Annotated in this window: 21 protein-coding genes; all 21 read right to left on the reverse strand. The window is 60.2% G+C overall.

The features are described 5' to 3' along the window. A complete protein-coding gene (gene rplO / locus DGI_RS13010) occupies positions 1 to 450 on the reverse strand; it encodes a 50S ribosomal protein L15 (RefSeq protein WP_021761572.1) in 450 nt (149 codons plus the stop codon). Continuing rightward, a complete protein-coding gene (gene rpmD, locus DGI_RS13015) occupies positions 440 to 619 on the reverse strand; it encodes a 50S ribosomal protein L30 (protein ID WP_021761573.1) in 180 nt (59 codons plus the stop codon). Before rpmD ends, rplO begins: the two co-directional genes overlap by 11 nt. A gap of 39 nt (positions 620 to 658) precedes the next feature. Continuing rightward, the gene (gene rpsE / locus DGI_RS13020) at positions 659 to 1,159 is read right to left on the reverse strand and encodes a 30S ribosomal protein S5 (RefSeq protein WP_021761574.1); all 501 of its coding nucleotides are present in this window, start codon (positions 1,157 to 1,159) and stop codon (positions 659 to 661) included. Between the two features lie 24 nt (positions 1,160 to 1,183). Beyond that, positions 1,184 to 1,525 carry a 50S ribosomal protein L18 gene (rplR, locus tag DGI_RS13025; RefSeq protein WP_021761575.1) on the reverse strand — a complete coding sequence of 114 codons (342 nt, stop codon included), beginning with the start codon at positions 1,523 to 1,525 and terminating at the stop codon, positions 1,184 to 1,186. Positions 1,526 to 1,533: 8 nt separating this feature from the next. Then, the gene (rplF, locus tag DGI_RS13030; RefSeq protein ID WP_021761576.1) at positions 1,534 to 2,073 is read right to left on the reverse strand and encodes a 50S ribosomal protein L6; all 540 of its coding nucleotides are present in this window, start codon (positions 2,071 to 2,073) and stop codon (positions 1,534 to 1,536) included. Between the two features lie 10 nt (positions 2,074 to 2,083). Continuing rightward, complete coding sequence (gene rpsH / locus DGI_RS13035; protein WP_021761577.1) at positions 2,084 to 2,467, reverse strand: 30S ribosomal protein S8; 384 nt, start codon at positions 2,465 to 2,467, stop codon at positions 2,084 to 2,086. 24 nt (positions 2,468 to 2,491) lie between these two features. Further along, entirely contained in the window at positions 2,492 to 2,677 is a 186-nt protein-coding gene (locus DGI_RS13040; protein WP_021761578.1) for a type Z 30S ribosomal protein S14, read from the reverse strand. 30 nt (positions 2,678 to 2,707) lie between these two features. Then, entirely contained in the window at positions 2,708 to 3,253 is a 546-nt protein-coding gene (gene rplE, locus DGI_RS13045) for a 50S ribosomal protein L5 (protein ID WP_021761579.1), read from the reverse strand. 3 nt (positions 3,254 to 3,256) lie between these two features. After that, the gene (gene rplX, locus DGI_RS13050; RefSeq protein ID WP_021761580.1) at positions 3,257 to 3,583 is read right to left on the reverse strand and encodes a 50S ribosomal protein L24; all 327 of its coding nucleotides are present in this window, start codon (positions 3,581 to 3,583) and stop codon (positions 3,257 to 3,259) included. Between the two features lie 9 nt (positions 3,584 to 3,592). After that, positions 3,593 to 3,961 (reverse strand): 50S ribosomal protein L14, encoded by a 369-nt coding sequence (gene rplN, locus DGI_RS13055; protein WP_021761581.1) that lies wholly within the window; start codon positions 3,959 to 3,961, stop codon positions 3,593 to 3,595. Between the two features lie 10 nt (positions 3,962 to 3,971). Next, positions 3,972 to 4,247, reverse strand: coding sequence for a 30S ribosomal protein S17 (gene rpsQ / locus DGI_RS13060; protein ID WP_021761582.1), 276 nt, complete (start codon positions 4,245 to 4,247; stop codon positions 3,972 to 3,974). 4 nt (positions 4,248 to 4,251) lie between these two features. Continuing rightward, entirely contained in the window at positions 4,252 to 4,443 is a 192-nt protein-coding gene (rpmC, locus tag DGI_RS13065) for a 50S ribosomal protein L29 (RefSeq protein WP_021761583.1), read from the reverse strand. Between the two features lie 10 nt (positions 4,444 to 4,453). Beyond that, entirely contained in the window at positions 4,454 to 4,870 is a 417-nt protein-coding gene (rplP, locus tag DGI_RS13070) for a 50S ribosomal protein L16 (RefSeq protein WP_021761584.1), read from the reverse strand. Next, positions 4,870 to 5,511, reverse strand: a complete 642-nt coding sequence (rpsC, locus tag DGI_RS13075) for a 30S ribosomal protein S3 (protein WP_021761585.1) — start codon at positions 5,509 to 5,511, stop codon at positions 4,870 to 4,872. The genes rplP and rpsC overlap by 1 nt, the downstream gene beginning before the upstream one ends. A 15-nt stretch (positions 5,512 to 5,526) precedes the next feature. After that, on the reverse strand, positions 5,527 to 5,862 hold the full coding sequence (gene rplV / locus DGI_RS13080) for a 50S ribosomal protein L22 (protein WP_021761586.1): 336 nt from the start codon (positions 5,860 to 5,862) through the stop codon (positions 5,527 to 5,529). Between the two features lie 30 nt (positions 5,863 to 5,892). Beyond that, positions 5,893 to 6,177, reverse strand: a complete 285-nt coding sequence (gene rpsS, locus DGI_RS13085) for a 30S ribosomal protein S19 (RefSeq protein ID WP_021761587.1) — start codon at positions 6,175 to 6,177, stop codon at positions 5,893 to 5,895. Positions 6,178 to 6,210: 33 nt separating this feature from the next. Then, positions 6,211 to 7,041 (reverse strand): 50S ribosomal protein L2, encoded by an 831-nt coding sequence (gene rplB, locus DGI_RS13090; RefSeq protein WP_021761588.1) that lies wholly within the window; start codon positions 7,039 to 7,041, stop codon positions 6,211 to 6,213. A gap of 2 nt (positions 7,042 to 7,043) precedes the next feature. Continuing rightward, on the reverse strand, positions 7,044 to 7,334 hold the full coding sequence (gene rplW / locus DGI_RS13095) for a 50S ribosomal protein L23 (RefSeq protein WP_021761589.1): 291 nt from the start codon (positions 7,332 to 7,334) through the stop codon (positions 7,044 to 7,046). Between the two features lie 67 nt (positions 7,335 to 7,401). Further along, complete coding sequence (gene rplD / locus DGI_RS13100) at positions 7,402 to 8,040, reverse strand: 50S ribosomal protein L4 (RefSeq protein WP_021761590.1); 639 nt, start codon at positions 8,038 to 8,040, stop codon at positions 7,402 to 7,404. An 11-nt stretch (positions 8,041 to 8,051) separates the two neighbouring features. After that, the gene (rplC, locus tag DGI_RS13105; protein ID WP_021761591.1) at positions 8,052 to 8,678 is read right to left on the reverse strand and encodes a 50S ribosomal protein L3; all 627 of its coding nucleotides are present in this window, start codon (positions 8,676 to 8,678) and stop codon (positions 8,052 to 8,054) included. A 10-nt stretch (positions 8,679 to 8,688) separates the two neighbouring features. Continuing rightward, on the reverse strand, positions 8,689 to 9,006 hold the full coding sequence (gene rpsJ, locus DGI_RS13110) for a 30S ribosomal protein S10 (RefSeq protein ID WP_021761593.1): 318 nt from the start codon (positions 9,004 to 9,006) through the stop codon (positions 8,689 to 8,691). Positions 9,007 to 9,028: the final 22 nt, after the last annotated feature.

A 9,028-nucleotide genomic window follows, 5' to 3' on the forward strand; every position in this document is an offset into this window, starting at 1 on the left:
CTACCCTTCCAGCGCCTTGGCGCTGCCGCCGGCGGCTTCAATCTTGGCCTTGGCCTGGGCGCTGAACCGGTGCGCTTCGATGGTCACGGCGGCGGAGAGTTCGCCTTCGCCCAGAATTTTCACCGTGGCGCCGGCCTTGCACAGCCCGGCGGCGTAGATGTCATCCAGGGTGATTTCAGCCTGACCGGCAAACGTCTCGGCCACGCGCCCCAGGTTCAGGGGCACGCACACGGTCTTGAACAGGGCGTTCTTGAAGCCGCGCTTGGGCAGACGACGCGCCAGAGGCATCTGGCCGCCTTCAAAGCCGGGGCGCTTGGGGCCGCCCGCGCGGGCATTCTGGCCCTTGTTGCCTTTGCCGGCGGTGCAGCCCCAGCCGGAGCCGGAGCCGCGACCGATGCGCTTGCGTTCCTTGCGTTCCTCGGGGAAGGGATACAGATCGTTAAGACGCATGAGATTCCACCTCCACGAGATGCACCACTCGATTGATCATGCCCCGGACGACCGGAGTGTCCTCATGGGCACGGGTATCATTGATCTTGCGAAGTCCCAGGGCCTTCAAGGTGGCGCGTTGCGCCGGCTTGCAGCCAATGGAGCTTTTTTTCAAGGTGATAGCGAGCATGACGGCGTCCTTGCTGTGCTTCAAATGGTTCTGGCCAAGCTACTTGCGGGGTGTTTCCAGGGACTTGCCGCGCAGCTTGCCCACAGTGTCCGCATCTCGCAGGGACGTAAGCCCGGCGAAAGTGGCCTTCAGGACGTTATGCGGGTTGTTGGTGCCGATAGCCTTGGTCAGGATGTCGGTGACGCCCGCTGCTTCCATCACCGCACGCACAGGGCCGCCTGCGATGATGCCCGTGCCCTTGGAGGCGGGCTTCAAAAGCACGCGTCCGGCCCCGAAGACGCCCGTGGTCTCATACGGCAGCGTCCCGTCGAGAAGAGGGATCGTCTTCATGGTCTTGCGGGCGCGTTCCGTCGCCTTACGGATGGCTTCGGGAACTTCCTGTGCCTTGCCCAAGCCGGCGCCGACCTTGCCGTTGCCGTCTCCCACCACCACCAGGGCGCTGAAGCTGAAGCGGCGGCCGCCTTTGACGACCTTGGCCACGCGGTTCAAGTAGACGATCTTCTCAATAAAACCGGATTCGTTGGTATCCTGTGCGCTCACCGTTGTGCTCCTGAATTCGCGTGCCTAAAAAACGAGGCCCGCTTCTCGGGCGCCGTCGGCCAGGGCCTTGACCCGGCCATGGTACAGATAGCCATTGCGGTCGAAGACCACATGTTCGATGCCCAGTTCTTTGGCCTTGCGAGCCACATCGCGACCCACTTCCGTCGCCACATCCTTGGTCAGGGTGGTGACTTTGATGGAAGAGGCAGCAGCGATGGTTTTGCCGGCAAGGTCGTCCACCAACTGGGCATAGATGCTTTTGTTGGAACGAAAGACAACCAGGCGGGGACGCTCGGGGGTGCCGTTGATTTTTTTGCGGATGCGCATCTTGCGCTTGAGCCGCATCTTGTTTTTGTCCATGCTCATGGCTGCACCTATTTCTTGCCGCCGGATTTGCCGGCCTTGCGACGGATGATTTCACCCGAGTATTTGACGCCTTTGCCCTTGTAAGGCTCGGGCGGACGGATGCGGCGGATGGTGGCGGCAAATTCGCCCACCGCCTGCTTATCCACGCCGGAGAGGGTCAGCTTGTTACCTTCGGCCTTGGCTTCAATGCCCTTGGGCAAATCCAGCAGCACAGGATGGGAGAATCCCAACGCGAGTTCCACAGCCTGGCCTTTCACGGCCACTTTGTAGCCCACGCCGATGACTTCCAGGGTCTTGGAAAACCCATCCTTGACGCCGAGAATGCAGTTGGCCAGCAGCGTGCGACGCAGGCCATGCTGGGCGCGCGCCAGGCGCGAATCGTCCGTACGGGTGACCATCACATTGCCGCCATCCACGGTGTATGCCACCGCAGGATGCACGGGCGTGGAGATGGTTCCCTTGGGGCCCTTGACGTCCACCGTCTTGGAGCCCACCGTCACTTCCACCCCGCCAGGGATGGGAATGGGGAGTTTGCCGATGCGGGACATGTGCGTTCTCCTACCAGACTTCGCAGAGCAGTTCGCCGCCCAGGTGCTGAGACCGTGCGACGTCGCCAGCGAGCAAGCCCTTGTTGGTGGACAGGATGCAGATGCCGAGGCCGTTCTGCACACGGGGGATCTCGGCCGCAGCCACATACACGCGACGACCCGGCGTGGAGACGCGCTTGAGGCCCGCCACCACGGGCTTGCCGCGGTGATATTTGAGAGTCACCCGCAGGGCATTGCCCTCCACGGCGAACTCGTCGATGTAGCCCTCGTCCTTGAGGATGGCCGCCACGGCCACCTTGATCTTGGAGTGAGGGATGAGCACATCCTTATGCAAGGCCTTGAAGGCATTGCGGATGCGCGTCAGCATGTCGGAAATGGGATCAGAAATGTTCATGGCGCGTTCCTTGCGAACACCAGGCTACCAGCTGGACTTGCGAACCCCGGGCAGCTCGCCAGCCAGGGCCATGTTGCGGAAGCAGATGCGGCAGATGCCGAAGCGGCGCAAAAACGCACGCGGGCGGCCGCAAATGGGGCAGCGGTTGTAGCCCCGGGACGAGAACTTGGGCTTGCGCCTGGCCTTGACTTCGAGTGACGTGCGAGACACGGGGAACTCTCCTTGCTTCTCTTGAGGGCCTTACTTCTTGAAGGGCATGCCCAAGAGGTCCAAAAGGACCTTGCCTTCCTTGTCGGAGGAGGCAGTGGTGACAATGGTGATGTTCATGCCTTTGACACCCTCCACCCGATCGATTTCGATTTCCGGGAAGATGGTGTGTTCTTTGATGCCCATGGTGAAGTTGCCGCGCCCATCGAAGCCACGGTCGTTCACGCCCCGGAAGTCGCGCACGCGCGGCAGGGCAAAATTCATGAGCTTGTCCAGAAAATCCCACATCCGGGCACCGCGAAGGGTCACGCGGCAACCGATGGCCATGCCCTCACGCAGCTTGAAAGCAGCGATGGACTTTTTGGCCCGGGTGACCACAGCCTTCTGGCTGGCGATGCGGGACAGCTCGGCGGCAGCATCGTCGATGAGTTTATGGTTCGAGGCGCCTTCGCCAAGGCCCATATTCACAGACACTTTCTCCAGCCGCGGGATCTGCATGGAAGAGGAGTAGCCGAACTCCTTGAGGAGTGCGGGAGCCACCTTTTCATGATACAGCTTTTCCAAATGACACTGGGCCATGACCTACTCCATCACTTCGTTGCACTTCTTGCAGAAGCGCACCTTTTTGCCGTCTTCCATGAGCTTGTAGCCCACGCGCGTGGGTTTGGTGCACGCGGGGCACATCAGCTGCACGTTGGAGATGTCCAGGGGCGCTTCCTTTTCAAGGATCCCGCCGGCCTGCTGCCGGTAGGGGTTGCCCTTGGTGTGGCGGCGCACCATGTTCACCTTTTCCACCAGCACGGCATCCTTTTTGCGGATGATACGCAAGATTTTGCCGATCTTGCCTTTGTCCTTGCCGGTGATGACCATCACCTTGTCTTCTTTTTTGATGCGGCACTTGGCGAGCATGGCGGACTCCTACAGCACTTCCGGGGCCAAGGATACAATTTTCATGAAGTTCTTGGCCCTGAGCTCGCGCGCCACAGGCCCGAAGATGCGGGTGCCCACGGGTTCGAGCTGGTTGTTCAAGAGCACCGCAGAGTTGGTGTCGAAACGGATGTAAGACCCGTCAGTGCGGCGCACTTCTTTCTTGGTGCGCACCACCACAGCCTTCATCACATCGCCTTTCTTCACCTTGGCATGCGGCATGGCGTCTTTGACCGATACGACAATGATGTCGCCCACGGAGGCGTACCGACGTCCGGCCCCGCCCAGCACCTTGATGCAGGCCACGCGCTTGGCGCCGGAATTGTCGGCGACATCGAGATTGGATTGAATCTGGATCATAGCGCGTTCCCTACACTGCCTTTTCGAGGACTTTCACCAGGCTCCAGCGTTTGCGCGCAGAGAGGGGACGTGATTCCACAATCTGCACCTTGTCGCCGATCTGGCATTCATTGTTGGCATCGTGCGCCATGAACTTCTTCCGGCGGCTGATGTACTTCTTGTACAAAGGATGCATCACCAGGGTGTTAACCTGCACAACAATGGTCTTGTCGCACTTGTCGCTCACCACATTGCCGACGAGCATCCGCTTGTTGCCTTGCTTCTCGGTCTGCGCCACGTCGCTCATGGCCTTACTCCTTGCCCTTTTCCTTCAGCAGGGTGAAAATACGGGCGATAGTCTTTTTCACCTGGGGGAGGCGGGCGGTATTTTCCAACTGGGCCGTGGCATGCTGGAAGCGCAGATTGAACAACTCTTCGCGAAAGCCAGCCAGCTTTCCTTGCAAATCCTCGACGGACAGACCGCGCAGTTCCTTGACATCCATGATCGTCCTCCTAGACCGCTTCTTCGCGGACGACGATGGTGGTCTTGATGGGCAGCTTGTGCGCTGCACGGGTCAGCGCCGCCTTGGCCAGCTCCAGATCCACACCCTTGATTTCATACAACACTTTGCCAGGCTTCACCGGCGCGCACCAGCCGACAGGCGCGCCTTTCCCGGAGCCTTGCCGGGTTTCCGCGGGCTTGGCCGTCACCGGCTTGTCCGGGAAGACGCGGATCCAGACCTTGCCGCCGCGCTTGATGTGGCGCATCATGGCCACACGAGCTGCTTCGATCTGCTGGTTGGAGAGCTTCCCGTGCTCCAGGGCCTTCAGGCCGATGTCGCCGAACGCCACGGAATTGCCGCGAAGAGCCATGCCGCGCAGCCGGCCTTTCTGCATCTTGCGGAATTTGACGCGTTTTGGGGAAAGCATTACTGCACCGCCTCTTGGTCAAGGATCTCACCTTTGTAGATCCACACTTTCACACCGATGACGCCATACGTGGTGTTGGCGCGTGCCACGCCGAAATCCAGATCCGCACGCAGAGTGTGCAGGGGCACGCGACCTTCACGGTACCATTCGCGGCGGGCAATTTCCGCACCGGCCAGACGACCGGAACAGGCCACACGAATGCCTTCGGCGCCAAACTTGCGAGCCAGGGACAGTGTCCGCTTCATGGCCCGGCGGAATGCCACACGGCGTTCCAGCTGCAGGGCAATGTTCTCGGCCACCAGCTGGGCATCGATTTCAGGGCGACGGATTTCGTTCACCTCAATGGCGAACTCGTGCCCGAATTTCCGCTTCAGATCGCCGCGCAGCTTTTCAATTTCCACACCCTTGCGGCCGATGACAATGCCGGGCCGGGCAGTATGGATGATGATGCGAATCTTCCCGCCTGCGCGTTCGATTTCAATCTTGGCCACTCCAGCATGATAGAGCAGCTTTTTCACGAACTTGCGGATCTGATGATCCTCGTACACGAAGGCAGGGTATTCCTTCTTGCTATACCAGCGCGACAACCAGTTCTTGTTGTAGCCGAGCCGGAACCCGTATGGATGGACTTTCTGACCCACGGCCGTCTCCTCGCCTTATTCCTGTTCCGCTACAATCACAGTGATGTGGCTGGAGCGCTTCAGAATTTTGTTCACGCGACCCATGGAGCGGGTGAGATGCCGCTTCCAGGAAGAACCTTGGTCCACGATAATTTGTTTCACCACCAGCGAGTCCACATCCACCCCGGGAAGCTGCTCGGCGTTGGCCACGGCGGAAGAGACCACCTTGGTCAGCATTTCCGCTGCCTTCTTGGGGGTGAACTTAAGGATGTTCAACGCATCCTCGACCGGTCGCCCCTGGATGTTGCGAGCCACCAGCCGCACCTTGCGGGGGCCGATGCGCATATGTTTTGCGGTCGCTTTGACTTCCATGATCCCTGCTCCCAGGCGCCAGGCGCCCTGCTACTTCTTGCCGGCCTTGGCCTTTTTGTCGGAGGCGTGGCCGTGGTAGGTTCGCGTGGGGGAAAATTCGCCCAGCTTGTGCCCAACCATGTTCTCGGTCACAAAGACCGGGATGAATTTGCGGCCGTTGTGCACCGCAAACGTGAGCCCAACCATTTCAGGCACGATGGTGGAACGGCGCGACCAGGTCTTGATGACGCGGCGATCGCCGGATTCGTTGGCCCGATCCACCTTGGCGACCAGGTGGTTGTCCACAAAGGGACCTTTGCTCAGTGACCGAGGCATGCGCTCCTCCAATACCTTCTCGACTAAAAATGATTACTTCGCGCGACGATGTTTGACGATGAGCTTGGAAGACGCCTTCTTCTTGTCGCGAGTCTTGTAGCCCTTGGTCGGCTTGCCCCATGGCGTGCAGGGGTGACGGCCGCCCGAGCTGCGACCTTCGCCGCCGCCCATGGGGTGGTCCACCGGGTTCATGGCCACGCCGCGCACTTTGGGACGCTGCCCCAGCCAACGATTGCGGCCAGCCTTACCCAGGGAGATGTTCTCGTGGTCAAGATTGCCCACCTGCCCCACAGTGGCCAGGCCATGCGCAAGCACCTTGCGAACTTCGCCGGAGGGCAGCCGCAGCAGGGCGTACTTGCCTTCCTTGGCCACCAGCTGGGCATACGTACCAGCTGCGCGGCAGAACTGACCGCCCTTGCCAGGGTGCAGCTCCACGTTGTGGATGACGGTGCCCACAGGAATTTTCTGCATGGGCAAGGCGTTGCCGGGCTTGATGTCCGCGGTTTCGCCAGCCGTCACCGTGTCGCCCTGCTTGAGGCCCAACGGCGCGAGGATGTAACGCTTCTCGCCGTCGGCGTAGTGCAGCAGGGCAATGCGGGCGCTGCGGTTAGGATCGTATTCGATGTGCGCCACCTTGGCGGGCACGTCGAACTTGGCGCGCTTGAAATCGACGATGCGGTACAAGCGTTTGTGGCCCCCACCGCGACGACGGGCAGTGATGCGACCATTGTTGTTACGGCCGGCTTTCTCAGTAAGCCCTTCCGTCAACGATTTCTCAGGACCCTGCCGGGTAATTTCGGCAAAGTCGGAAATCGTCTGGAAACGCCGGCCGGCGGAAGTGGGCTTCAAGGTACGGATAGCCATGACTAGACCCCTTCAAACAGCTCGATTTTTTCGCCCTCGGCCAGGGTCACATAGGCCTTCTTGAAGCCGGACTCCTTGCCAACCGCGCGACCGAACTTGGTACGGAGACGGGGACGCTGGCGAATCATGTTCACGGCCTCGACCTTGACTTTGAAGGCCTCTTCCACTGCCTTCCTGACCTCGATCTTGTTGGCCTTGGGATGGACAAAGAAGATCACCTGATTGGCGCTCTCCTTGGCCAGCGTGGCCTTTTCTGAGATCAAAGGCTTGAGCAGAATCTGCGTATAATTCATCACAACGTCCCTCGTATTCCTGCGCGGCGGTCAGTATCAGCGCCGCGTTACGTTCTCCGAATCCAGGTTACTCGCCCTGCCCCTCAGCCAGGAATCGCGATTCCACCAGGGAAACTGCGTCCTGCAGCAGCACCAGCTGCGGATGGACAAGGATGTCGCGAACATTCAGCCGTTCCTGGGTCACCACAGTAACCCCTGGAATATTGCGTGCCGAAAGAGCGAGATTGTTATCTTCTTTGCCCAAAACAATCAAGCATTTTTTCAGTTCCAGGGTTCCCAGGATCTGAGAAAAGTTTTTGGTTCTGATTTCAGGCAGGTCGATGGTGTTCAGCACCAGCAGGCTTTCGTCCTTCAGGCGGGCGGACAAGGCCATGCGCATGGCCAGGCCGCGCACTTTCTTGTTCACCTTGAAGTCGTACTTGCGAGGCTGGGGGCCGTGCACCACCGCACCGTGCCGCCATACCGGGGACCGGTTGGAGCCGCAACGGGCCCGCCCGGTGCCCTTCTGCCGCCAGGGCTTCTTGCCACCGCCGGAAACAAAGCTCCGGGTCTTGGTGGCATGCGTGCCGGCACGCTTGGCAGCCATCTGTGCCCGCACCACGAGATGCAGGATCTCGGGGCGCACTTCCACTTCAAAGACCTCAGGTGCCAGCGTCACTTCGCCCACGGGCGCCTTGGTCTGATCGTACACTTTCACTACAGCCATGACGCGCCTCCCTACTTGAGCTTGCGGACCATGACGATCCCGTTGCGGGGACCGGGCACAGCGCCGCGGATGACGATGACATTGTCTTCAGGGCGCACGTCTACCACTTCAAGATGCATCATGGTTACCGTACGGTTGCCCATGTGGCCGGCCATCTTCTTGTTCTTGAAGATCTTGCCGGGACGGGTACGGTAGCCGATGGAGCCGCCGGAGCGGTGCACCTTTTCGTGACCGTGGGAGTCCGGCGCGCCGGCGAAGTTCCAGCGCTTCATCACGCCCTGGAAGCCCTTGCCTTTGCTGGTGCCGGTCACTTTTACTTTCTCGCCGGGGAAGAAAAGTTCCACGGTGAGGTCTTGCCCGAGTTCGTAGTCGCTCACATCGTCCACGCGCAGTTCACGCAGATGGCGGTACAGGCCCTTGTCGGCCTTGGCCAAGTGACCGCGCTCCGCCCTGGAGAGCTTGCGCTCCTCCACCGTGTCGAACCCGATCTGCAGGGCGGCGTAGCCGTCCTTGTCCTGGTTCTTGATCTGAGTGATCGGACACGGGCCTGCAGCCAGCACGGTGCAGGGCACAGCAGTGCCGTCGGAGTTGTAGATGCGGGTCATGCCGAGCTTGCGACCCAAAATGCCGATGGACATGGTCGTTCTCCTACAGCTTGATCTCGACGTCCACGCCTGCAGGCAAGGAGAGCTTGCCCAGGGCGTCCACGGTCTGCTGCGTGGGCTCCATGATATCCAGGAGCCGTTTATGAATGCGCATTTCGAACTGCTCGCGGGACTTCTTATCCACGTGCACAGAGCGCTGGACCGTATATTTGTGGATGTTGGTCGGCAGGGGCACGGGACCGGCAATGCCGGCGCCCGTGTTGCGTGCCGTATCCACGATCTCGGCCACCGCTTTGTCCAAAATACGGTAGTCGTAGGCCTTCAATTTGATGCGGATGCGATCGCTGGAAACAGTGGACATCTCTGGTTACTCCATGATCTCA

It is taken from the genome of Megalodesulfovibrio gigas DSM 1382 = ATCC 19364 (genome assembly GCF_000468495.1).
GTDB lineage: Bacteria > Desulfobacterota > Desulfovibrionia > Desulfovibrionales > Desulfovibrionaceae > Megalodesulfovibrio > Megalodesulfovibrio gigas.

What these genes read in the sequence shown, in the direction of transcription:
- rplO (WP_021761572.1), bottom strand. Translation starts at nt 450, where the DNA reads ATGCGTCTTAACGATCTGTATCCCTTCCCCGAGGAACGCAAGGAACGC.
- rpmD (WP_021761573.1), bottom strand. Translation starts at nt 619, where the DNA reads ATGCTCGCTATCACCTTGAAAAAAAGCTCCATTGGCTGCAAGCCGGCG.
- rplR (WP_021761575.1), bottom strand. Translation starts at nt 1,525, where the DNA reads ATGAGCATGGACAAAAACAAGATGCGGCTCAAGCGCAAGATGCGCATC.
- rplF (WP_021761576.1), bottom strand. Translation starts at nt 2,073, where the DNA reads ATGTCCCGCATCGGCAAACTCCCCATTCCCATCCCTGGCGGGGTGGAA.
- rpsH (WP_021761577.1), bottom strand. Translation starts at nt 2,467, where the DNA reads ATGAACATTTCTGATCCCATTTCCGACATGCTGACGCGCATCCGCAAT.
- rplE (WP_021761579.1), bottom strand. Translation starts at nt 3,253, where the DNA reads ATGGCCCAGTGTCATTTGGAAAAGCTGTATCATGAAAAGGTGGCTCCC.
- rplX (WP_021761580.1), bottom strand. Translation starts at nt 3,583, where the DNA reads ATGCTCGCCAAGTGCCGCATCAAAAAAGAAGACAAGGTGATGGTCATC.
- rplN (WP_021761581.1), bottom strand. Translation starts at nt 3,961, where the DNA reads ATGATCCAGATTCAATCCAATCTCGATGTCGCCGACAATTCCGGCGCC.
- rpsQ (WP_021761582.1), bottom strand. Translation starts at nt 4,247, where the DNA reads ATGAGCGACGTGGCGCAGACCGAGAAGCAAGGCAACAAGCGGATGCTC.
- rpmC (WP_021761583.1), bottom strand. Translation starts at nt 4,443, where the DNA reads ATGGATGTCAAGGAACTGCGCGGTCTGTCCGTCGAGGATTTGCAAGGA.
- rplP (WP_021761584.1), bottom strand. Translation starts at nt 4,870, where the DNA reads ATGCTTTCCCCAAAACGCGTCAAATTCCGCAAGATGCAGAAAGGCCGG.
- rplV (WP_021761586.1), bottom strand. Translation starts at nt 5,862, where the DNA reads ATGGAAGTCAAAGCGACCGCAAAACATATGCGCATCGGCCCCCGCAAG.
- rpsS (WP_021761587.1), bottom strand. Translation starts at nt 6,177, where the DNA reads ATGCCTCGGTCACTGAGCAAAGGTCCCTTTGTGGACAACCACCTGGTC.
- rplB (WP_021761588.1), bottom strand. Translation starts at nt 7,041, where the DNA reads ATGGCTATCCGTACCTTGAAGCCCACTTCCGCCGGCCGGCGTTTCCAG.
- rplW (WP_021761589.1), bottom strand. Translation starts at nt 7,334, where the DNA reads ATGAATTATACGCAGATTCTGCTCAAGCCTTTGATCTCAGAAAAGGCC.
- rplD (WP_021761590.1), bottom strand. Translation starts at nt 8,040, where the DNA reads ATGGCTGTAGTGAAAGTGTACGATCAGACCAAGGCGCCCGTGGGCGAA.
- rplC (WP_021761591.1), bottom strand. Translation starts at nt 8,678, where the DNA reads ATGTCCATCGGCATTTTGGGTCGCAAGCTCGGCATGACCCGCATCTAC.
- rpsJ (WP_021761593.1), bottom strand. Translation starts at nt 9,006, where the DNA reads ATGTCCACTGTTTCCAGCGATCGCATCCGCATCAAATTGAAGGCCTAC.